Source organism: Neobacillus terrae (genome assembly GCF_011393025.1).
GTDB classification, from domain to species: Bacteria; Bacillota; Bacilli; order Bacillales; family Cytobacillaceae; genus Neobacillus_A; species Neobacillus_A terrae.
This window is the reverse complement of record NZ_JAAOEO010000006.1, coordinates 168624-191618: the sequence shown is the minus strand read 5'-3', so window position 1 is coordinate 191618 and position 22995 is coordinate 168624. Positions and strand designations below refer to the sequence as shown.

At 34.8% G+C, this 22995-nt stretch carries 21 protein-coding genes; 9 read left to right on the top strand and 12 right to left on the bottom strand.

Annotation, left to right across the window (positions count from 1 at the left end):
* Window positions 1-29: 29 nt before the first annotated feature.
* From G8761_RS11125 to G8761_RS11115, 3 genes are read right to left on the bottom strand one after another with little or no spacing between them, the layout of a single operon-like run.
* Complete coding sequence (locus G8761_RS11125; protein WP_166026556.1) at window positions 30-458, bottom strand: CotY/CotZ family spore coat protein; 429 nt, start codon at window positions 456-458, stop codon at window positions 30-32.
* 25 nt (window positions 459-483) lie between these two features.
* Entirely contained in the window at window positions 484-1509 is a 1026-nt protein-coding gene (locus tag G8761_RS11120) for a YheC/YheD family protein (protein ID WP_166026554.1), read from the bottom strand.
* A 13-nt stretch (window positions 1510-1522) separates the two neighbouring features.
* On the bottom strand, window positions 1523-2746 hold the full coding sequence (locus G8761_RS11115) for an ATP-grasp domain-containing protein (protein ID WP_166026552.1): 1224 nt from the start codon (window positions 2744-2746) through the stop codon (window positions 1523-1525).
* A 602-nt stretch (window positions 2747-3348) separates the two neighbouring features.
* On the opposite strand from G8761_RS11115, the gene G8761_RS11110 reads away from it, so the two are divergent.
* Window positions 3349-4101 carry a YheC/YheD family protein gene (locus G8761_RS11110; protein ID WP_166026550.1) on the top strand — a complete coding sequence of 251 codons (753 nt, stop codon included), beginning with the start codon at window positions 3349-3351 and terminating at the stop codon, window positions 4099-4101.
* 306 nt (window positions 4102-4407) lie between these two features.
* On the opposite strand, the gene G8761_RS11105 is transcribed toward G8761_RS11110, so the two are convergent.
* Both G8761_RS11105 and G8761_RS11100 read right to left on the bottom strand, forming a co-directional pair.
* Window positions 4408-4743: a hypothetical protein gene (locus G8761_RS11105; RefSeq protein WP_166026548.1), complete on the bottom strand. Its 336-nt coding sequence runs from the start codon at window positions 4741-4743 to the stop codon at window positions 4408-4410.
* A 57-nt stretch (window positions 4744-4800) separates the two neighbouring features.
* A complete protein-coding gene (locus tag G8761_RS11100; protein ID WP_166026546.1) occupies window positions 4801-5010 on the bottom strand; it encodes a hypothetical protein in 210 nt (69 codons plus the stop codon).
* A gap of 255 nt (window positions 5011-5265) precedes the next feature.
* Here G8761_RS11100 and G8761_RS11095 point away from each other — a divergent pair, with 255 nt between their 5' ends.
* Complete coding sequence (locus tag G8761_RS11095; protein WP_166026544.1) at window positions 5266-6600, top strand: YheC/YheD family protein; 1335 nt, start codon at window positions 5266-5268, stop codon at window positions 6598-6600.
* Window positions 6601-6849: 249 nt separating this feature from the next.
* On the opposite strand, the gene G8761_RS11090 is transcribed toward G8761_RS11095, so the two are convergent.
* The 4 genes from G8761_RS11090 to G8761_RS11075 form a co-directional block, all read right to left on the bottom strand.
* Window positions 6850-8163 (bottom strand): UDP-glucose dehydrogenase family protein, encoded by a 1314-nt coding sequence (locus G8761_RS11090; RefSeq protein ID WP_166026542.1) that lies wholly within the window; start codon window positions 8161-8163, stop codon window positions 6850-6852.
* Window positions 8164-8240: 77 nt separating this feature from the next.
* Window positions 8241-9194: a GDP-mannose 4,6-dehydratase gene (locus tag G8761_RS11085; RefSeq protein WP_166026540.1), complete on the bottom strand. Its 954-nt coding sequence runs from the start codon at window positions 9192-9194 to the stop codon at window positions 8241-8243.
* A 355-nt stretch (window positions 9195-9549) separates the two neighbouring features.
* Window positions 9550-9885 carry a glycosyltransferase family 61 protein gene (locus tag G8761_RS11080; RefSeq protein ID WP_338000944.1) on the bottom strand — a complete coding sequence of 112 codons (336 nt, stop codon included), beginning with the start codon at window positions 9883-9885 and terminating at the stop codon, window positions 9550-9552.
* A gap of 31 nt (window positions 9886-9916) precedes the next feature.
* Window positions 9917-10315: a glycosyltransferase family 61 protein gene (locus G8761_RS11075; RefSeq protein WP_166026537.1), complete on the bottom strand. Its 399-nt coding sequence runs from the start codon at window positions 10313-10315 to the stop codon at window positions 9917-9919.
* Window positions 10316-11260: 945 nt separating this feature from the next.
* Here G8761_RS11075 and G8761_RS11070 point away from each other — a divergent pair.
* From G8761_RS11070 to G8761_RS11055, 4 genes are all read left to right on the top strand, one after another.
* The gene (locus tag G8761_RS11070) at window positions 11261-12256 is read left to right on the top strand and encodes a hypothetical protein (RefSeq protein WP_166026535.1); all 996 of its coding nucleotides are present in this window, start codon (window positions 11261-11263) and stop codon (window positions 12254-12256) included.
* A gap of 19 nt (window positions 12257-12275) precedes the next feature.
* Window positions 12276-13244, top strand: coding sequence for a glycosyltransferase (locus G8761_RS11065; RefSeq protein ID WP_166026533.1), 969 nt, complete (start codon window positions 12276-12278; stop codon window positions 13242-13244).
* A gap of 14 nt (window positions 13245-13258) precedes the next feature.
* Complete coding sequence (locus G8761_RS11060) at window positions 13259-14272, top strand: glycosyltransferase (RefSeq protein WP_166026531.1); 1014 nt, start codon at window positions 13259-13261, stop codon at window positions 14270-14272.
* Between the two features lie 620 nt (window positions 14273-14892).
* A complete protein-coding gene (locus G8761_RS11055) occupies window positions 14893-15810 on the top strand; it encodes an NAD-dependent epimerase/dehydratase family protein (RefSeq protein WP_166026529.1) in 918 nt (305 codons plus the stop codon).
* Window positions 15811-16429: 619 nt separating this feature from the next.
* On the opposite strand, the gene G8761_RS11050 is transcribed toward G8761_RS11055, so the two are convergent.
* The 3 genes from G8761_RS11050 to rfbF all read right to left on the bottom strand — a co-directional run bounded on the left by G8761_RS11050 (window position 16430) and on the right by rfbF (window position 19647).
* Complete coding sequence (locus G8761_RS11050) at window positions 16430-17527, bottom strand: glycosyltransferase 61 family protein (protein WP_166026527.1); 1098 nt, start codon at window positions 17525-17527, stop codon at window positions 16430-16432.
* Between the two features lie 241 nt (window positions 17528-17768).
* Window positions 17769-18854, bottom strand: coding sequence for a CDP-glucose 4,6-dehydratase (gene rfbG / locus G8761_RS11045; protein ID WP_166026525.1), 1086 nt, complete (start codon window positions 18852-18854; stop codon window positions 17769-17771).
* Window positions 18855-18870: 16 nt separating this feature from the next.
* On the bottom strand, window positions 18871-19647 hold the full coding sequence (rfbF, locus tag G8761_RS11040; RefSeq protein WP_166026524.1) for a glucose-1-phosphate cytidylyltransferase: 777 nt from the start codon (window positions 19645-19647) through the stop codon (window positions 18871-18873).
* A gap of 319 nt (window positions 19648-19966) precedes the next feature.
* On the opposite strand from rfbF, the gene rfbC reads away from it, so the two are divergent.
* The 3 genes from rfbC to G8761_RS11025 all read left to right on the top strand — a co-directional run bounded on the left by rfbC (window position 19967) and on the right by G8761_RS11025 (window position 22862).
* Window positions 19967-20536, top strand: a complete 570-nt coding sequence (rfbC, locus tag G8761_RS11035) for a dTDP-4-dehydrorhamnose 3,5-epimerase (protein WP_166026522.1) — start codon at window positions 19967-19969, stop codon at window positions 20534-20536.
* 446 nt (window positions 20537-20982) lie between these two features.
* On the top strand, window positions 20983-21960 hold the full coding sequence (locus G8761_RS11030) for a glycosyltransferase family 2 protein (RefSeq protein WP_166026520.1): 978 nt from the start codon (window positions 20983-20985) through the stop codon (window positions 21958-21960).
* An 89-nt stretch (window positions 21961-22049) separates the two neighbouring features.
* Window positions 22050-22862 carry a glycosyltransferase family 8 protein gene (locus tag G8761_RS11025; RefSeq protein ID WP_166026517.1) on the top strand — a complete coding sequence of 271 codons (813 nt, stop codon included), beginning with the start codon at window positions 22050-22052 and terminating at the stop codon, window positions 22860-22862.
* The last annotated feature ends 133 nt before the right edge of the window (window positions 22863-22995 follow it).

Genomic DNA, 22995 nt, shown 5'->3' with positions numbered 1-22995 from the left:
TTCTTTTAAATGAAGAAAAATTGCCTTTGTTACCATTTCGGTTCGATAATAATTTCCCTCTTGAGAAGATTGATATCCATACATTTAACCCTGGTAAAATCTTTTAATTCTAAGGAAAGGAAAACCGGGGTACGCTTTAAGAGATAAACGTCTTTGCAATCACTTACTACATCACCATAAACATCGAATGGCATTAACAATGAAACCACTGATAATTTTTTCTTAATATCGAGGCTTTCAATTCGAAAGAAGGGGGTTTTAAAATATGCCTCTTCTATGAAGCCTTCGGCATAAAAAGGGGAGACACTATCAATTGAATATAGTGAAAAAGGTATGGTATCGACTTTAAATAATTTCGTCAGCAGACTGCTGAAACAATCAGAAGGGTCACCAGCAAGCTGATCCTGCTGCTCTTTTAAAACCTTTAAAGCTGTTAAAACATCCGCGCGGTTTTCCAAGTTGTCCCTCCTTCACCATTGAAAATTATTCTTTTGGAACACTGTCAGCAATATATTGGGCATACGGCACCATGTTTTTGGCAACAGAAAATTCCCGATGTTTACTTCCGGGCCGCCAGTTAACTTCAAAAATCCAGATACGGTGATTTTGATCAATTCCAATGTCAATGCCCAATTCATCAAAGGATCGTTTTTGATAAAGGCTGTCAAAGTGCGTGGCAAATGCGACAGCAAAATATTCCAGCATTTGCTTTATATCGAAATATTTATCGCCAAACTCTTCAACCAAAAAAGGAATAAATTCGCCTCGATATCCGCCATTACTAATATTGCTTGTTAGTTTTCCGTTTCCACTGATTCTGGGATAGATTAGGGTAATAGCCCATTTTCCCAAAGCGTTTTTTTGGACGTGTAAACGAAAATCATAAGCCAACCCTGTTTTTGTTTTACATTCAATATAGGGCTGAACTAGATATTTTTGTTCATAAATTAGCCTATCTACAAGCTCTTTAAAATCCGAAAATGAATAAATGTTTTCTTCAATGCCGCTAATACAGTGTATGGTGTTGTTTCCTAGGAGAGAAAAAAAGTAGATAGAACGGCCCTTGCTTCCTGAATGGGGTTTAATGACCATTCTGGTGAACTTTTGCATCAGGTTCAGCACTTGATCAGAATTAGAAATATTAAAGGAAGGAATAAGATGGTTTGAAAATTGCCTTCCCTTTTTGATTTTTTTGAAAACCTTCATTTTAGTTCCAATTGAATGGCTAATAAAAGGAATTCTTCTTTTCAAGGCCTTCTTTACAATCGATTGTTCTCTTGTCTTGGGAGCACTGATATTAATAATGGTGTCTGGAAAATCCACCTCCTGCTGGATCCAGTCTCCATCCTTATAAACCCATCCAAAAATCTTCTGTCTGCAAAAGTCTACAGCACGATAAGAGAAATACACAAAATCAATACCATCCATTTTTGAGACGGAGGCACATGCATAGGCCTTTTTAACATTATGAGGCTTTTTACGATAATGAAGCATGCCAATAAGTTTCATGAACAACAACACCCTACATTGGTTCTAAATAAAATTTTATTTCTTTTGCTGCTGTTTTAGCAAAGTCTCTAGCTTTTAATGGATCCTCAGAGCTCGCTAGGATATATGCATAACGGTCACCCATTGATAATGGGGGAGAAAGGATACTACCTTTTCTCGGTTTTATATAAACCTTCTTAACCCCTTCCATATTTAGTGCTTTATTTTTACCAATTACTTTAATTAATCTTCCTGGTGAGTTAACAGTTATATATTGCAGAAAAGCAGATTCATTTTTACTAGGTTTGAGGCAAGGCTCTTCACCAAGATTTAGCTTTAATGTTTCTTTTACCAAGTTGATTCCAGTCGCTTCTAAGATTAACTGGTTGACTGCACCACCTGAAATTCGGGGATTGATTTCAATAAGCTTCCATTCTTCATTTACCAAACGCATTTCCAGATGGCAGGTTCCATGTTTCAAACCAATATCTTCCATGATACTCTGAATAGCAGCATTTAGCTTTTTATCTACTTTAGAGCTTAATTGTGCCGGCATAGTATAGCCTGTGATAATAAAACGGTTTACCCTTGAGATTTCTTGTTCAATGATGGCGACCACCGTTGTTTCAGAATGGCAGACCACAACCTCAATCAGATACTGAGGACCATCCAAATATTCTTCTAAAAGTATAGGAGCTTCCGGGAAACGGCTCCTAAAATATTGGGTTGCTTTTATAAATTCTTCACGGGAATGAATGAGCAATACATCTTTGGAGCCTTTGGAAACGGGAGATTTTAGAATTACGGGAACATTTGAAACATACTTTTCAAACATATCATACTGATCCATGTCTAAAGGGAATATGGAATAAGACGGAGTAATTGGGTTATTCTTTAATGTTTCGCGAAATCGCGTTTTATCTTCCATTTGGTAAAGGGCATTTACAGACAGTTCAGTAAGGCCCAGTTCCTTGGAGATTTGAGCAGCAGTACTTACCAAAGGATCTATAAAGCTCACAAACGCCTTAACTTGTTTACCTTGATCCTTTAAAAGTGAAATTTGTTCATAAATAACGTCTTTATCCAATAAATCATCCACAAAGATCATCTGGTGCACATCCGTAAATTCTTCCCTTTGCTTTAACCATTTGTGCCGATCAGTTAATAGCACTGTAAAATATCCCATTTCTGCAGCTGAGAAAATTGCATCACGGCTTGATCCTGATTTATTGCTGCCAAGAAAAACAATCGTATGCATACAAATTTGTTCAACTCCTCAGATTCAAAGTGATAACAGAAGTTCTTTCATCTGCATCCACGGTGGGAGGCATTTATTAAACGTTCAGTTGTTTGTTGCAATATAGGCTCAAGCAAATTACTATTCTTGGCCTTTTACTGTAGGTAATTTTGTACTCCCATATATTATTCATTGCCGAAAAAATTAGTGAGGACTCTTGCGGAATTTATGTACAATGCTATCAAATTAAACATGCATTTTTAAATGCTCCATTAGTTCTCTGAATTTTGGTAACTCTGAAAGACTGGCAATCTCAAAATCGATTTGAACATTTAGCGTTATGTACATACTAATCACCTCAAGATTAGTATGAAAAGAACAATCAATTTTGTACATCTTTATTCAAGCACGATTGTACATATTTAAATTAGCATTTCTAGATTTGGAATCATATAAATCAGAAGTTACAGTGAATATTTTCCCTTTAGCCTTATAATTGTCCAAGCCAAATTTCCATTCTCCCATACATTGATTAGTGTATTCAGTTGTTGTGTTGTTTTTAACATTATTGAAAAGTAAGTGCAAAAAATAGGTTACTGCTCCAGGGAAAGGTATGATGAAGAATGCCAATATGGGACAAATGGGAAAAATATTCAACCTTAATCAAAAATAAAGAACTTGAAAAACATCTTCCCGAAACGACGAGATTTTCAACAGAGAAGGAACTATGGGACTTTGTTTATAGGTATCCTTCAGTGATCTTAAAGCCTATAGATGGCAGTAGGGGGAGAAAGATATTTAAAGTATCTGAAGTTGAATCAGATAAGTTTGAAATTCATTACTTAAATAGTAGGGAGGTATTTATTGGAAGGAATTATGCTTATTCCTACTTTAAAAATAAAAAAGCTCCACGAAGAACTTATCTTGCTCAGAGGTATATCTCCCTAGCCAATATCCAGGGCTGTCCATTTGATATTCGGGTCATTGTTCAAAAACAAAAGAACTCGAATAATTGGATTGTAACTGGTAAAGCAGCAAAATTAGCCGGGCAAGGCTTCTTTGTAACAAATAATAATAATCAGTTGAGAAGTGGATCGATATTGCCTGTTGCCGAAGCGATCAAAGCCTCCAATATTCATAAAGTGGATGATAATGGTGAAAAACTTGTATCAGAATTAGAACGAATTGCCTTGCTTGCAACGAAAACATTAGAGCCAATTTATCAAGGGCATCCTATATATGGTTTTGATATGGGGATAGACAGTGACGGGCACATTTGGATTATCGAGGCAAACTTAAATCCTGGATTATCTTACTTTTTGAAACTAGCAGATAAAACGATGTACTATACAATAAAGAAAATGCGTAAAAGGTAAAAAGTCACTTATGTTAAAGAATAAAAAATCATTTTACTCGTAAATTAAAAAAAATTTATTCAAGAATGAAAAAAGAATGCCTCGGACAATTTTATCCGAGGCATTTCTTAGAGAAAAAACAAAGTCCGTTAATGTAAACTCGTTTAAGTTTATATTAAAATGTCTAAGCAATTGCAAAAATACACCGTAAGACTTACCAAAAATATCCTGATCGACAATCTTTTTAAAATCATCAAAATAACCAATGTGATGCGATGTTTTGTTTAAATACCCTTTTGTAGGCATCCATGTGTGCTTATTTGAATCTCATCTGAAGTATACATAAGTATTTTTGCTTGTCGATAGGATACGATATCCTTTAGCCCTGGTATTTTTTATAAAGTTGCTATCTTTATGCAATGATATATTTAAAAACGGGACTTCTTGCTTTACTGTTTTTTTAGCAATAAGGGTTCCGCCTAATACTCTTTTAACAAATTTAAATTCACGACCCGGAAATCGCAATCGTAATTCCTTAGTTTTCGGAAAATACATGAAAATTGTTCTTTTTCCAAGAATATCAGCGTTTGTATTCTCAAATGTTTTTAAGGCTTCATATAGATAAGTAGGGCCATAATCATCATCATCATCCCATTTAGCCACAAATTTAAAATTTGCTTTATCAATACCAAAGTTTAAACAACTTCCCAGTGTTGTTTCCTATGGAAGTTGGTACACCCGGACATGTTCATAATTTTCCGCTTTTTTCAGCCATTCATTTACATCATGAGAATCACTGTTCAAAATTACAATTAACTCTTTTTCTTGTAATATTTGATTTTGATAATTTGAAAAAATATTATCCATATATCCTTCTTTACTTGTACAAGCAACGATGGAAATTCCATGGCCTTTATTCGTTTCCTCCATCATACTCTCCCCTAAAAAATTGGCCTAGTCTTATTGGATATTCTTACCTTTTTGAGTAGTTTTGTACTACCACATTTTATTCAAGGTTGAAAAAATTAGTGAGGAATTTACGTACTCAGTCTTTGAAATAACATATATAAGATAGAGAGGAATCGAAATACATTTTTTTATTTGTTATGTTACGGGGAAGGGAACCAATATTTATAGTTTCAGATTCTTTTTGTCTCAATTTTTCAAGAATGAGAAGGTGCGTAAGTGTATATCAAAAAAATGGAAGCAATAACTGATGAAAAGATTTTTTTCAATCGATCAATGGAAGTGAATATGAATGTAAGCGAAGGAGAAAAAATTCTTCTTCATTTCGGTGCCTGGAATAGAGAAGTGGAAATAGCTTATACAGAGGACATTGAAGAGAATAGAATGGGGATTTCATATAGTCTAATGGATCAGTATACGGTACCAGATGATATAGATTTTGAATACCGAAAGGAGGGAAAAGAACTTCACATCGGTCCTGTGCTTGGTATTGTTAGAGGGAACAATTTTCCCCATCTTAACCGCAGCCGTAATGTACTACTGCCCTGGGTTAAGGATTATCATAACATTAAAGGATTGGTTATTATTTTTCCACTATCAGAGGTATACGAAGGGGCTAAGTCTATAAAGGGTTATTATTATAACTTAAATAACCCCAAAAAACGTTGGGAGGAAGGAACCTTTCCAATTCCAAGTGCTGTTTTTAACAAGAAGACAGGGGGTGTCGGCAAGAGGTACCGGCGCCTGTTTGAAGAATTAACTAATGGCAGATTCATCAATAGCAGTGGAACAGGAAAATGGGAATTTTTTTCTGCACTATTCAACAACCCGGCAACTAAATCGAAAGTTCCCTATACAGAAAAATTCCAAGATTTTAAACAACTTTTCACAATGCTCAACAAATATGGCGTCCTGTATTTAAAAAGAAGATACGGATCCCGAGGATACGGGATAATACAAGTCAAGAAATTGGAGAACTTATATGAAGTAACAAGAGTTTTAAAGGATACGCAGAAAAAAGATCAGTTTGAAACAGAGAACGAATTGAAGTACTTTCTTGAAAGTTTAATAACAAGAAATGGGTATATTATACAGCAAGGTGTACTTTACCAAGCCAATCAAAAACAAGTCGATTTTCGAGCGTATATTCAAAAGGACGGAAGTCTGGAATGGAAGGTAAGCGGGTTTATTGGCAGGCTGGCCCAACCGAATAGTGTGATAACAAATATTAGGTATACGCAAAAAATATTACCAGGAAAAGCAGCATTAATGGAGTTTTATGGACTGGTAGGAGAAGATACTGATAGGGCAGCCAAAAAAATTGAAGAAGCCTGTATCCTGGCAGGCCAAAGCATGGACATAAATTTGGGGCATTTTGGGGATGTTGCACTCGATTTCATATTAGACAGTCAAGGGAATGTTTATTTTCTTGAAGTTAACGCTGGTTATGGGCATAAAATTTTTAGGGAAATACGGGATTATGAACTCAGAGAACGTATTTTAAAGTCGCCGCTGGAATATGCAAAAGCTCTTGCCGGATTTTCGGTTAAATAATAATAATACATCATCTTAAAGAAGAATCTGATATATGAAATTATCCCCTTCAAAGTAGACAGTAAAAAAGAGAACATATTATATGTTATCAACTGTCTATCTCGAAGGGGATTTTACTATGATGAAAAGTCGGAGGATTTAAGAGTGAAGAAAGTGAGGCAAAAAGAAGGATTGGGCATACCTACAGTAAACAGCATGAGAAGTGATTTAACTGCTTGAGTTTTGTGTAATCATTTTAGGAGGTTAGTTTTAATTATTGGTTATACTTTCTCTGCCTATGGAGTGGTACTCTATTGGATATTGTTTAGCATCCTCTAATGGATAACAGTTACGACCATCAAAAATGATAGGTTCTTTCATTAAAACTGAATATTTATTTAATGGAAAATCAATGAATTCTTGCCAATCTGTTAAAATGAAAACAATATCAGCACCTTGAAGTACTTCTCCTATGTTTGTGCCATACTTAACTTTTGGATCTAATACTTTTTGGGCATTTTCGATGGCGATTGGATCATAAGCAAAAACTTCAGCACCTTCATCAATCAATTGTTTTGAAATATATATACATGCCGACTCACGAACATCATCTGTATTTGGCTTAAAAGAAAGTCCTAAAATTGCGCATTTCTTTCCTTTTAAACTTCCGAACCGTTTTTTTGCTTTTTCCAGAAGTAGCAGCTGTTGCTTTTTGTTTACCTCAATAACAGAGTTTAAGATTTTAAAAGAATAATTCGCATTTTCAGCCAATCGAACCAGAGCAATGGAATCCTTAGGAAAACACGATCCGCCGTAGCCAATTCCAGCCTCTAAAAATCTTGGACCGATACGCGAATCTTGTCCCATTCCATAAGCAACATCTTCAACGTTGGCACCAATTCTTTCACAAATCACAGCAATTTCATTAATGAAGCTAATTTTCGTTGCTAAGAAAGCATTCGATGCATACTTAATCATTTCAGCACTACGAATATCCGTTTTGAAAATTGGAACATTCAATGGTTGGTAAATTTCTTCCATTATTTTGACTGCATGATCTTGATTTGTTCCAATGACAGTTCGGTCATTGTTAAAAGTATCGTATATAGCAAATCCTTCACGTAAGAATTCAGGATTAGAAACAATATCAACCTGGACGTTCTCTTTCAAATTTTCTTGAATAATTTTATAAACAAGTTCATTTGTTCCTACAGGTACGGTACTTTTTGTTGCAACAATTACATCATGAGTAACATGTATGGCGATTTCTTTGGCTGCCTGCTTAATATATTGTAAATTAGCTGAGCCATCAATATCTTGAGGGGTCCCAACTGTGATGTAAATAACCTCAGCATTTTTTAATCCTTTTGCATAATCAGACGTAAAGTCAAGGTGTCCATTTTTGATATTTTTGTGCATTAACTCTTCTAAACCGGGCTCATATATAGGCGGAATTCCAGCTTTCATTTTTTTTACTTTTTCTTTATCTACATCAATGCAAATCACAGAATGACCAATTTCAGAGAGGCATACGCCAGTTACGAGACCTACATATCCTGTTCCTATCACAGCAATATTTCTCAATTTTAATCGAACCTTTCTACTTTTTGTTGATTCTCGAGAAGGGGTTTATTGGTGAATTTCCAAACAACAACAAACTTTCAGTTTACCAGTTTTTCTTTGTACATTTTTATAGTTTGTTTTAGACCTTCTTCTATCGAAACTTTTGGTTCCCAATTAAGAAGCATTTTGGCTTTTTCAATATTCGGTTTCCTTTGTTTTGGATCATCTTCAGGTAATGGGAGAAATATAATTTTGCTTTCAGAGTTTGTAAGTTTTTTTACAAGATGAGCTATTTCGATAATTTTATATTCGGTTGGATTTCCGATATTGATGATTTCTCCATTGGCGTTTTCGCTTTCCATTATTTTTTTGAAACCGTCTATCGTATCCGTGACATAACAAAATGACCTGGTTTGTTCGCCATTGCCATAAACGGTTATATCTTTACCTGTTAATGCTTGAGTGACGAAGTTTGAAATGACCCTTCCATCATCATTGGCTAAACCGGCTGAATAGGTATTAAAGATCCTGGCTATTCTAACTTTTACATTAAATAACGAGTGATAGAGATAACAAAAAACCTCTCCTAATCTTTTTGATTCATCATAACAAGCTCTTGGTCCCCAGGTATTAACATTCCCTCTATAAGTTTCAGGCTGGGGACTTATCTCAGGATCACCATATACCTCGCTGGTACTGGAATAAAGAATTCTGGCTCCATTTTGCTTTGCTAATTCAAGCATATTGATTGTTCCCATCGTGTTTACGTTGATTGTTTCGAAAGGTCGAGCCTGATAATACTTTGGGGATGCTGGAGATGCTAAGTGATAAATTTCATCGACATTTTTTAATAACGGATGCCTTAATAATTCTTCAGAACAAATATCGGAATCAATAAAAGTAAATTGTTCGTTATTTAAATTAATTAAGTTCTGTTTCTTCCCCGTATAAAGATTATCGATTCCAATTACATAAGAGCCTTGATCAATAAGATCTTTAGCGAGGTGAGATCCCAGAAAACCAGCCACCCCAGATATCACAATTTTTTTCACTTCTACACCCCTTATTTTTTCTTTATTTCATTAATAAAAAGTATCTTGTCTCAATAAATGCATTAAATAATTTCTTTTATATGCTATTCAAACTAAAACTATTTGATTGGGTATTAATATTAGATTTAATAGTTAATAAGAGTGGATCAATGAAGAGATTGCTCAATAAATTATGTAATGAATAGATGAAATAAGTTCTGAGAGTATTCTATATTCTGCAAACTCTTCTAATTTCATGGTGCAACGGGGTTTTTGCTTGATCGAACTTGTAATCGCAGCAATAACAGACTGGGGATAGCAGTATAGCTTGCGCGCGAGCCGTTGAAAAAAGCCAGTTCCTACTTCCGGGGCTGGCTTAAGAAAACTGCATTTTATTTAAGATTCGGCTGAATTTCTTTGGAGTAATCTTCATGTTGTCAAATCCGGACCAATCCTCTTTCATTCCGGGGCCACGTTTTCCGTAATCACCAATAAAATAATAATGTTTAAGATTACCAAAGGAACTGATCATCGAATAGAGACAGGTGATATAAGCGGGAGAAAAGATTTCAAGTACTTTTGTTCCCGGCTGGCAAAAGGTTAAATTTGTAAGCCCTTCTCCACGTGGGGGAGTAATCACTTCGGATGTTGAGAAAAGAGCCACCTGCTCTGCAACCGTCATCGTTTCTAGATCGACTACAGAAAGCCCAATTCAACCAGCATCCCAATGACATCCTGTTCATTTAAAATTCGTCGTGCTCCTTTTCGCCGAATATAGATTCGCTTGTTCGGTGTCGGCAGCGGTTCCAATCCAAGAAAGGCATTGCGGAGAAAATCATATCCCATTTGGTTAAAAAATCAGGCTGGGAAGGAAGAATCAGCTTTTCCACCTTTGCAAGGAACTCATTATAGGTTCGGAACACTTTATCAATACCGAGTTTCTTATAGGTTTCCTCTTGAAAGGGGACATGCTCCGGTTCATAGCCCTCAATATATTGGTCCCCCTTAATCCCACTTTCATTCAGCAAACGAAAACGGGGCAGCACCTCATACATCCAAAAGGAATAGTTTCTGCTCTCGATATGAGTTAAATCTGCAGCAATTTCAATCTGGTCAGTAATGGATGGCATTGGATCATTCAAAAAAATGGAACGACCAAAATTGGGGTACCCCATTCAATAGAATGTTCCCATAGCAAATTGTCTGGCGTAATAATCGACCTGTTATACCCCCATACCCGTACTTCCGGAATCCCACTTACCTAGGCCGGAAAAATATTTAGGATAGCTTACAGACGGGTTCTCAATTTGTCTAGAAAAATGGTAAACCGGATAAATTTCCTATGTGAAACTATTTTCGAAAAATGGTTCGACTTTTGCATCAAACCACTCTTTAACCGTTGAATAAATACCTACAGGCGGATGTAGTTTTTTCGCCAAAAACCCCCCAATCGACATGCTAAAATCATATGTTTATCCATCGTGTCATGTAACGAAATTTTATTTAAAGGGGCTAAAAAAGAAATACTGGTTACACTGGTAATGGCCGTTAGAATAGCGAAGATTTCCTTAGGATTACGTGAAATCCTGTATCCAACCAGATTATTTCCAATTGAAGATCATCTTTTTATGAACATCAAGGAGTGGCTAATGTTTTAAACACTGCTATTAGGGGCAGAAAGCCATCCTTCCAAAAGGTCCACTTCCTTAAATAATCAATTAACTGTATAACTATGAACTTATTCGGACTATTCTAACTAAACACTAAGGTATAGAAAAATCCATTAAAGGTATTGGGCCTTTTGGGAACTTGTTTATTTTAGAAATATAAATGAGAAGACAGGATTATTGGTCATAAAATCATCATAAGCTTTGTTTTTTACTTTGGAATTTGACCTAAATTAGTATATTCATGTCTCCGATTTAGCCAATGCACATATATTAGAATTAGAATATTTGTTGAAAAATCCAACAGTTGGAGAAATTTTTAATTTAAGATGGACACTGAAGAATGACTTAAACAAATGATTGAATCTACTTGGAATGGCATCAAAATCATCCGCACCGCTATTATAAGGGAGTGAGGGCTTGATATTTTGTACGGCAGTCTGTGCCAACCATATGGCAAAAGCAATTACGATGGCAAAATCGTTAAAAGAGCATATGCCTGACTCGAAGTTAATCGTCTGCCTTCTGGAACTTGAGATGATGAAGGAGGCTGAAAGCTGCCCTTATTTCGATGAAGTAGTTCTACCAAAGGAAATGGGAATTCATGAATTTTATTCATTCATATTTAAGTATTCCATTTATGAGGCAGCTTGTGCGGTAAAGGCTCAGCTACTAATTTATACTATGGGCAAATACCCTGACAGGGAAAAATTTGTTTATATCGATTCTGATGTCAAGATATATAGCCGGTTTAAAGAAATTGAGGAAATTTTGAAAAATGAGGCTATTATACTGACTCCGCATCACCTTGAGCCCATGGACCATATTTCTGAAATTATACGAATTGAAGAGAATCAACTTCGAGTGGGAAGCTTCAATATGGGGTTTATTGCTCTGCGCCGCTCTAAAGAGGCGGAACAATTTCTTAAATGGTGGAATGAACGCCTCTATCATTTTTGTTACCTTGATCTCAAACGAGGGCTTTTTTTAGACCAAAAATGGATTGATCTAGCTCCGGGATTATTTAGGGTTCATATTCTAAAGCATTCTGGCTATAACATTGGAAATTGGAATTTACCAAAAAGGAATCTCTATGTAGAAAAGGGAGAGAAGAAGGTTAACGGTGAGGCGCTTTGTTTTATTCATTTTTCCGGTATAGGAAGCTGGTTTGAACAATATTTAAAGGAGTTTGTAAAGGATAAAGGAAATCTACTTTATTCTTTATTAGCTGAGTATAAACAGGACTTGGAACAAGCTGGAAATCAAAAGTATAAGGATCGTCTTTGGAGCTTTGATTATTTTTGGAGCGGTGAATATATAAATCAGGAGTCACGGGTGATTTTTCGTGAAAAAACTCATCTTTTTAAAAATAAAATTCCCTTTGAATTATCAAATTTATTCTTTCAAAATAGGTAAGTGAAAGGATGTATTTCGGATGCTGTCTGTGATAATGGCCGTATATAATGGTGAAAAGCATTTACAGGAAGCCATTTTAAGTGTTCTCGAGCAGACTTATGATGATTTTGAACTCGTGATAGTTAATGACGGTTCGACCGACCAAACAAGAAATATTCTAGAGCAATTTGCTAATAAAGCAAATATAATTCATCTTGAAAAAAATCAGGGGGCCGCTACTGCATTAAATATTGCGGCCAGTCACGCTAAGGGTGACTGGCTTGCGGTCCATGATTCGGATGATATCAGCCTTCCAACAAGATTAGAAGAGCAGGTTCGCTTTATGGATCCTCAGTACTCAGCTGTTGGGACATTGATTGAGTGCATTAATGGTGATCCGCCTGTCACCTTGGAAAGACTGAAACAAATTGAGGATGACTACAACAATCATCAAACGGCTCAGGACCTTATGAATGTCCGCTTTTTTGGAAATCCGAATTGTCATGGAACGATGATTTTCTCAAAGGATTTGTTTCAGCGAGTCGGGGGATATAATCCAAAGTACAAAATTGCCTTTGATTATGATCTTTGGATGAGATTTATGCGTGAAAAGCCAATTGTAAAAATTCCAAAGGTGCTTTATAAATGGAGGGTACATGATAAATCGCTCCATCGTAAGGACGAAGGGGAAACCTGTAAGGAAGTGATGCAGATTTCATCTGAAAATATAAAATGGCTTACGCCAAGATTAGCTGTGTTTGGCTGTGAAAAGGGTTGCGAGAGTTATCGACATTCCATTCAGGGTATTGATGGGCTTCGGGTAGAGCGATATGTTACAAGTCCATCATTGCAAGAAATCAATAGTGTCAAGAAAAGCCTGTACCAAAATAAGTTAGACGGTGTAATAGTGTTAGAATCTTATTTTCATAACAAAGTCTTGAGGTATTTAAAAAGGGCCGGACTCATTTATAATGATAATTTATTTTTCCTATGGAATGTCTTTAAATAGGAGGGGATAGGAAGGTGGGAATCTTATACAGTGTAATAGTCCCAACCTTTAACCGTGCTGAACAGCTTCGGCTGACATTAACTGCATTTGAACTACAGACATTTGTTCAGTTTGAGGTCATTGTTATAGACGATTGTTCGACAGATGTAACGGCAGAGGTAGTCAAAGAGTTTTCAGGGAAGTATCCCCTTCAATACATCCGCGTGGAAGAGCGGAGAGGACAGGGAGTTGCAAGAAATATTGGTGCATCCTATGCAAAAGGGGATATTTTGATCTTTTGTGATGCAGATTTACTTGTCCTTCCCAGTTTCCTTGCTGATTTCCATCTTTTGCATTCCCAGCATAAAAATGCCATTATCTCTGGAACCCCTTATTGTTTCAATATGGTTTTTACTCATTATTTTCCGGATTTCTCACGCAGGGAACGTAAATTGTTTCGGGATATTGTAGGTCGAACAGATTCCTCCAAAAAGGTGACACCTGTGATTAAACCTGAGGACCTCAGATCAAATTTTAATTGTATCTATCCATTGGTGCGGCAATGGGAAATTGTTCCTGACAATGTGAAGGAAGCTTTTTTAAATACAGAAGTTGCCCCATGGCTGCTTTTTATTACTCGTTGTGTCTCCATTCCAAAGGATATCTTTTTGCACGAAAGAGGGTTTGATGACCGGCTTATTCGAGGGGAGGACTGGGAGTTTGGTTATAGACTTTACAAAAAGGGCTACACCTTTAAAAGCGTTGGGAAAACTGTCGGTTTTCATCAAGAACATCCTCAACAAAGACGAAAACCTCATTTCAGTCACCCGCCGTTTTATGTATTTTTATATGAAAAATTTGGGATGGCCGACCCTGAATTAGCCTTACTTTCTCTCTGGGATTCTTCAGATGATCTATGGAATCACATTCATGAATATAAAAAGGTCTTAACAAAGGAGCAAAGTGAGGAAAGAAATTTATTGTTTTTAGCTTGTGAAAAGCTGGCAGTAAGAAGATTGGCTGAGTATCGGTCGAAATTAATAAAATAGTTGGTGAAAAAGGCATTGGGGTCTCCAATGCCTTTTTTCATTGTGCGTCGCGCATGGTCATTCGCTAGACGGTGAAAGTCCGTTATGGGGGGAGATAGCGACAACCATTACCAAGAGCAAGGGTGTCTAACGCAAGGTGGAATCTGAAGGAAGCTGGAGGCAAAATTCTGACCCGAGGAACACGAACATCATCAGGCGAATTCTCAAAGGGTGAGGCTGCAATACAAATCGAAGCCCAAAAGCTATCACGTTGTGGATACCTAAATCTGCCTATGTCAAAATAGCAGACGTCAACTTCGCAAATTGTTAGGCACATGTTCGCCGTAATTGGTTAAAAGCGGACAGTAAAAATGAACAAATTACACATTATTTTCCGGATTTCTCAAGAAGGGTGATATCCATAAGATTATGGAGCCTCTTTTGCTATGTTGGGAACCCCAAACAAAAGTAAAGCAGGCTTTTTTTGGCAGTACACTAAATTTCTTCCAAAGTGAGATTTTGAATTCCACTCAAGTAGAAAAAATAAAAGGAGTTAGCGCCATTAAAAGTTTGTAAAAAGTAAATAAGTTATCATAGGACAATCTGTAATCCACATACACGATATAAAAGGAGTGATTATTATGAAAAAAGCTATAGTTACAGGCGCTACAGGTTTTGTCGGCCACCACTTAGTCAAAGATTTGGTTAATAACGGATACAAAGTATTAGCAATGATAAGGCCAGATTCAAAAAACATAGTTAAGTTACAAAATATAGCAAATGTTGAGATAGTAGAATATGATTTATCTGCTTTAAAAGATGCAAGTAGAAAAATAAATGATAATTATGATGTTTTTTTTCATCTAGGGTGGGAAGGAGTTTCTGGAGAAAAGCAATCTAACTATGATATACAAATAAGCAACATTAAATTTTCGCTGGATGCCATGGATTTAGCATACCAAACTAAGTGCACTCGTTTCATTGGAGCGGGTAGTATACAGGAAAAAGAGTGCTTAATTGAAATGCCAAAAGAGCAAGAGGCGAAAAATCAAGGTAATGCATATAAAACTGCGAAACTGGCAGCTCACTTCTTTTGTAAGTTAAAAGCAAGCAAACTTAACATGGAATTTTTTTGGCCATTACTTACAAATACCTATGGTATAGGTGAATTATCAAACCGTTTAGTAAATAATGTTATTCGGCAATTAATTAATGGCCATGAACCTGCATTAACAAAAGCGGATCAGTTATATGATTTCATATACATAACTGATGTAGCTAGGGCATACAGATACATCGCAGAAAAAGGAAAAAGTTATAATCAATACGTAATTGGCAGCGGTAGAGTGATACCACTAAAAGATTATTTAGTAGAATTAAAGGATATCGTTAAACCTGATGCTACTCTGGGATTTGGAAGACATATATATAGTGGTGTTTATATGTCAATTGAAGATTTGAAAAATGAAAACCTAAGCAAGGACACGGGGTTTAAGATTGAGGTGCCGTTTAATGAGGGTATTAGATTGACGGCTGAATGGCATAGGAGATTAAAGTGAACCCTTAAAATCGAATATGAATAGTATGGTAATAAAAATAATAAAATCTGTTTTATGAAATTATTCTTTGAAGTATATATGAAATTTTAGTATATTAAAATCATTTAATTCCCCAATTGGTCTCCTTTCTTCAGTTGGTTTAAGGCTGAAGCTGTATTCTCTTCTCCCTTAGCATTTTACTTGTGGTTGAGGGCACAAAAATTACGCCTTACTATACTTAGACTTTAATGTAATTCTTATTCACTATAAAGCTATTTCCTCATTGATTTTTAGTGCCATATATCCTTACTAGTCATTTCAAAAAACCTTAAGAGAAGGTGGGTGGATATCTTTTCATTACAACAAAAAAAACCGTATTTTTTTGAATGAGTGCCTATTTGTGACGAAGTATTAGCACAAGCAATTTTAGACCACCTACAGCATATGCCTCAGTCAGCGGTCATTGAGCGGTGATTTTAAGTGAATTTGGTTCCTTTGTAAAAAGGAAATTTCAAACCATGGGTGACAGTTGCAGCACCTTAAAAATAAGCTAGTGAACAGGACGGAAAAGAATAATGAGTAAATAAGAAGTAAAGCCATGATATAATTCGTATCATGGCCCTTATCAATGAATGTTTTTTTATTTTAAATTTTGGTAGTATTCAAAAAACCTTGACTCATTGATAAAAATATCATGAAAGTTCGTCACATTAGATGTACCTACGTTAGTCTCAAGTAAATGATGATAATCTAAATTATATAGTTGACTGATTAGGTAAAATTGTGGGGGTACAAAATTAGAGGGGAAAATCTCAATTACCTTGGTTCCTGGGTTGCAAAAGATTAGATTGGTGAGACCTGCTCCAGTAGGACCTATTACAAATTCGGCCTGTGAAAATAATTTTGCTTTATCTGCTATGCTAATTTTCTCTAATTCATATCTTTCAAACCCCTCTTTTTGAAGGAAATTAAAAATAACTTCTTCATTGAGAATTTTCCTGCTAGCGGTTCCAATTCCATTTCTAGTAATATATATTTTCTTATTCCTTTTTTCAAAATTGATATTAGGCGGAAGAAACTTATTTCTGATGAAATCACATGCCCATTTTGGCGTTACGTAATACTGTGAAGGAATAATCAAATTTTCAACTTGCAAATGAGTCTTATTGTCGGGTACGATGATTTTGTCAGACGGTACACCGAACAAGTTCAATAATTCGAGTTCTTTTGGAGAATTGACAATATATTTCTCTATGTTTAATCCGCTTTTTTCCAAAAGATGAAGTCTAGGTATTGTATCTATTAACCAATGATAATAATTATTAGTGAATGTGAGTGTTAAAATGGCTGCGTTTTTTAAATACATTGAAATGGGATGCAATTTTTTTTCTTGTAAAAGAGTATGTTCCTCAGGGTTTTGCCATACCCATTCGTATGAATAATCGTGAATTATTTTATTGTCACTTGTAATTATGGATCCGCGTTTCCCAACAACTCTAGCCTGTTCTAATACAGTGACATATGCTTGTTCAAAATAATTGGGGTTCCACCAATTTTCTATTTGGGACCACAATCCAATATATACATTCGGACCTAATTCAAATTCTTGTATGTGTTTTGGTACGTCGGTTGGAGGATATATTTCTTTAAAATAATTCATATTGCTTTTTTCAGAAAAGATAAAATCTTCTAATCTTCTATAGAACCCAACTGGAATTGGATTTCGTTTGTTTTTCACATTGCATCCCTCTTTTTTTAATATCAGTTGAGGTTTTATGAATTTGTTTATTAGCATTTAGTCATGTTAAGAACTTTACTGCGTTATGAAAATAAATATACTCTTTCGGTTGGTAAATCAGATCTTAAATGAAACTTTGCAATTAATATAGTTAAAGTTTGACAATATTAATATCATAGCTTTCCCCTATTTGGTGGGAAATGAAATGAGCTGAATTTCTTTATGCCATAAAAGTTTTCTATTATTGTTTTGACTTTAGTTCAAACTCTTCAATTTGTTCTAAACAAACTTTCTTTAAGTTTTGTTTATTAATGAACGCCCTTGTCCATAGTACTACCTTATTTATGGCTTCATCTATATCCCAACGCTGCTCCCAGCCTAAAAGCTGTTTTGCCTTGGAACAATCCAGCTTTAAGATTTTGGCTTCATGAGTAGCATTTTCTCCCTCAATCTTTATATAAGCGGATTCTCCCCATTGTTTTAAAAAGATATCCACGATTGTATTTACAGTAAGAGTATCTTTTTCAGATGGACCAAAGTTCCAGCTGCCTTGATACAAATAACCATCATTATAGAGTTTTTCAGCTAGTAAGAGATATCCGCTTAGTGGTTCTAATACGTGCTGCCATGGTCTTAATGAATTCGGATTTCTTATAATAATTTCCGTTTTATCAAGGCAGGATCTTACACAGTCTGGTAATAAGCGGTCTTTGGCAAAGTCACCGCCGCCAATTACATTACCCGCTCTTGCAGAAGCTAGAGCAATACCATATTGATTATTCCGATAAAAGAAAGACTGAAGATAACATGAGGTAACTAGTTCCGAACAAGCTTTGCTGTTAGAATATGGGTCAAAGCCGCCTAATTTATCATCCTCACGATATCCCCAGAGCCACTCCTTATTTTCATAGCACTTATCAGAGGTTACGTTTACTATTACCCTCTTTTTATTTGACTTTGTCGATAGTGCCCTTACAGCTTCAAATACGTTAACTGTACCTAGTACATTTGTTTCATATGTCTCTATGGGATTGGAATAAGATTCTCTTACTAATGGCTGTGCAGCTAAATGTATAATAATATCTGGATCAAAGTCTGAAATAACGTTATTAAGTAACGTATAATTCCTAATGTCGCCAATTACGGTGTTAGTAATATCGTTTATCTTACATAAATCAAATAAATTAGGATTTGTTGGCGGACTTAAGGAATACCCAGTAATATTGGCACCTAAATAATGGAGCCATAGGCAGAGCCATGAGCCCTTAAATCCTGTATGGCCTGTAACAAAGACTTTTTTTTCGTTCCAAAATTTTTTATTCAACATTGCATTGAACCTCATTTCAACTCCATATTTTCCAAGGAGCCTTTTCCGATTTCCAGAGCTCCTCTAAGTAGTTTTTATCTCTTATAGTATCCATTGGCTGCCAAAAGCCGGTATGCTTATAGGCCATTAACTGACCAAGTTCGGCAAGCCTTTCAAGCGGCTCTTTTTCTAAAACTGTTTTTTCATTATCTATAAAGTCAAAAACTTCTGGCTCAAAAACAAAAAAACCGCCGTTAATCCATCCTCCATCTCCTTTTATCTTCTCTTTGAATGCTAAGACTTCTTGTTTCTCTGATAAATCCAATGAGCCAAATCTGCCTGTTGGCTGAATAGTAGTAAGTGTTGCCAACTTACCGTGTGATTTATGAAATTTTATAAGCTCATTTATATTTACATCGCTAACTCCATCTCCATAGGTTAATAAAAAAGGTTCATTTCCAATAAATTTTTGAACCTGTTTTACCCTGCCTCCTGTCATCGACTCTAACCCAGTTTCAGCTAAAGTAATTTTCCATGGCTCTGCGTTTTGATTATGAACTATACTTTGATTTCCATGAGTGAAATCTACTGTGACATCTGATTTATAAAGATAATAGTTTAGAAAATAATCCTTTATTTTATATCCTTTATATCCCAAACAGATAATAAATTCATTAAAACCATAAAAGGAATAAATTTTCATTATATGCCAAAGTATTGGACTATCACCAATTTCTATCATAGGTTTAGGTTTCAAATGAGACTCTTCGCTTATTCTTGTTCCAAATCCACCAGCAAGAATGACTACCTTCATTCCTACCACCTCTCATTCACTTTTTTAAATGCTTGTTCAATATTCAGATATTTCCATTAGCGGTACTAACTTATCTTTATTCAATTATTAATAAATTTGTTCAAGCTTCTAGCAAAAATAGGCCTTTTTTGAAAAGAACTAATTTAGGATCGATCTTTATATAAAACAAATACACTAGCGTTGGAGTTAGTGCATAAATTATTTATTGTGAGGTTTTTAAGAGGGCAAACGAAAGTTTAGCTAGTACACGAAAAAATTATTAAACAATCAATATTTAATTCCATATGAGAAAAAAATTCCACATTGGAGTTGCATACAAATGTTTACTAATTACAAATTTTTACCAACGAATATAGAAGGTCTTATGCTTATAGAACCTTTTACCGTTTACGACGAACGAGGATTTATGAAAAAAACCTTTGAAAAAAATATTTTTTTAGAAAAGGGTATTGATTTTTCACCTATTGAGGAAATTGAAACAACATCTAAAAAGGGTGTATTAAGGGGTCTTCATTATCAAAATAATAACTCTCAGGCAAAACTAATTAGATGTTCGAAAGGTAAAATCCTTGATGTTGCTGTAGATTTAAGAAAAAGTTCTTCAACCTTTGGAAATCATTTTTCTGTAATGTTATCATCAGAAAATAAAAGAATGCTTTATATTCCAAGGGGTTTTGCACATGGTTGCTTATCATTAGAGGATGATACGACTTTCTATTATCTTTGTGACAATAAATATTCCCCTGAACACGATTCAGGCATTTTATGGAACGATGAGGATCTAGCCATTGACTGGGGAAAGGTGGCAATAAATCAAATTATATTATCTGAAAAAGATAAAAAATTACAGACCTTTCAGGAGTTTAAAACACTTCATTGTGACTTTTAATATATGCTGTATGGTGTTATTATCCATGTTTTACAAATAATAATTTAAGATACTTTATGCTCACAAAAAATAAAAGCCCTTGCGAAAAAAACGAAAAAGTCTTCCTAAGGTTGATACATCTCACATAATGATTGAGTTCCCACAGACCAGAAACAATCACTTCGGCTTATCTTAATTCATCCAACGTATGAGCATTTATTCTATCAATTCAATGATGATTCTTCGATTCTTTTTTCCTTGCTAATCACTTAATTGTTACGCTCTGTTGCAACTGGAGGTATTAATTATTTTTAATTCGGTCTAAACCAACTTATATTAGAAGCCCCAATCTAAGGGATAAATTTATAGTGTTTTAAGAAAACGCCATTAAATCAATAATCATGTGAAACTACTTTCTTCTGTTTTATAACTTGATGAATGGACGGATGATGTAAGGAGTGAGATTTATGGGAATATCGGTGGTAACAGCGGTATATAACGGAGAAGAGTATCTTAAGGAATCCATTGAGAGTATTCTTAAACAAACATATTCACATTTTGAATATATTATTGTAAATGATGGATCCAATGATAAGACAAGAGAAATATTGGACAATATAGCGGATTCCAGAGTTAAGGCAATTCATTTAGAAAGGAATGGAGGGGCAGCAAATGCCTTAAATATTGGAATTAATGAAGCAAGAGGCAAATGGATTGCACTCCAAGATGCTGATGATGTTAGCATAGAGCATAGATTGCAAACTCAGTTATATTTTATTAAATCGGATCCTAGACTTGTAGTTGTTGGTTCATTAGTTCAATGTATACCCGGGAATGATAAAATTAATCAAAAGTTTCTTCAATGGGAGGAATCCTTTTTTAACAATAAAAAAAATTTCAGGAAGGAACAATTTAACAGCACTCCCCTTTGCAATGGTACCGGATTTTTCTTAAAGAGTGCATTTGAAAAAATTGGAGGATATGATCCAATATTCAAAATTGCTTATGATTACGATCTATGGACTAGAATGTTTGAAATGGGGGGGATTTCTAGGGTGCCGGAAGTTTTATATAAATATAGAGTACGTAAAAATTCTCTTGCACATCGTGATAAAATCGATACAAGGAACGAGGTATTACTCAGTACCTTTAAAAATATTTCAGAGCTAAGATTTAATCATTTAAATAGGAAACCAAAATTGTTATTACTAGGCACAGAAAAAAACTACGAATTTTATAGGAGTCATTTGGAAGGAAAAAATCATTTTATAACGATGAGCTTTCCTGACCCACGGTCAAATGATATAGAAGAAGCTTATTCATTATACAAATCAAATGAAATCGATGGAATTGTTGTTAATTCAAAAAAACGTAGGCTTTTGCGTCAATTAAGAAGGAGGGGTCTATCATTCGGAAAAAATTTATTCACTATTCAAATACCTTGAATTTTCAAATATCAGCTTACAATTAGTTATTTGTATTATATAAGCATATTTTTCTGTGTATCTTTTGAACAAGAAAAAGGTGAAGAACATTGGAAACTATACAAATAGTTACTACGAGCAATGATAATTATGCAAAACCCACAGCTGTCATGCTTACTTCCGTGTTAGAAAATAAGAAATCAAACAATCCCATGTCCATTAATATCATTGGTAGATTGTCTGATATTAATAAGTTTAAGTTAAATGAGTCCATAAAAAGATTCGGATTAGAATTAAAGTTTTTTGATACTTCTCCCACACTTTTTGAGGACTTTAAACTCACAAAGCACTTAACAAAAGAAGCATATTATAGATTACTCATTCCTGACCTTCTTAATGCTGAGGTTCGTAAAGCCATATATTTGGATAGTGATATTATTCTTAATGAAGATATTACTGAACTATGGAAAATTAATATAGAGGACTATTTCGTAGCAGCGGTTAATGAATTTAATAAAAGAAGGCATAGAGCTCTGTCTCTGCCCACCAAAAAAGGAATGTATTTTAACTCTGGTGTCATGTTAATAAATCTTGATAAATGGCGTGAAAATCATACAACTAAAGCCGTAGTAGATTATTTAAAAAATAACGAAAGTATTATTATTTTTCTAGATCAGGATGCGTTAAATGCTGTTTTGTATAGTAAGTGGCTACCGTTGGATATGAAATGGAATTTCACAACAGAATTATATAAAAGGATTATGAGAATTAAAAAGAAAAAAAGTAGTAAAAAAAAGATGAACGATTTTAAGCCAGCAATCATTCACTTTACCGGTAAAAGTAAACCTTGGAATAAAGGACACATATTACAAGACGAATTTTTTAAATATGAAAGTATAACTATTTGGAGTGAAGATATTTAAATATAATAATGGTAATCTAGGTTTAGACAGATAGTTTTCCCTTAGTATTAAAAGTCCAGCAACGGTTATAAATATGTCCTGTATGATATTTTAAACCCTGAATAGCCAAAAGGCATCCAATGTATTAATTGGA

Coding starts and splice junctions, on each gene's coding strand:
- G8761_RS11030 (WP_166026520.1), top strand. CDS start 20,983: ATGGGAATATCGGTGGTAACAGCGGTATATAACGGAGAAGAGTATCTT.
- rfbF (WP_166026524.1), bottom strand. CDS start 19,647: ATGAAGGTAGTCATTCTTGCTGGTGGATTTGGAACAAGAATAAGCGAA.
- G8761_RS11055 (WP_166026529.1), top strand. CDS start 14,893: ATGAAAAAAGCTATAGTTACAGGCGCTACAGGTTTTGTCGGCCACCAC.
- G8761_RS11110 (WP_166026550.1), top strand. CDS start 3,349: ATGCCAATATGGGACAAATGGGAAAAATATTCAACCTTAATCAAAAAT.
- G8761_RS11115 (WP_166026552.1), bottom strand. CDS start 2,746: ATGCATACGATTGTTTTTCTTGGCAGCAATAAATCAGGATCAAGCCGT.
- rfbG (WP_166026525.1), bottom strand. CDS start 18,854: ATGTTGAATAAAAAATTTTGGAACGAAAAAAAAGTCTTTGTTACAGGC.
- G8761_RS11100 (WP_166026546.1), bottom strand. CDS start 5,010: ATGGAGGAAACGAATAAAGGCCATGGAATTTCCATCGTTGCTTGTACA.
- G8761_RS11065 (WP_166026533.1), top strand. CDS start 12,276: ATGCTGTCTGTGATAATGGCCGTATATAATGGTGAAAAGCATTTACAG.
- rfbC (WP_166026522.1), top strand. CDS start 19,967: ATGTTTACTAATTACAAATTTTTACCAACGAATATAGAAGGTCTTATG.
- G8761_RS11120 (WP_166026554.1), bottom strand. CDS start 1,509: ATGAAACTTATTGGCATGCTTCATTATCGTAAAAAGCCTCATAATGTT.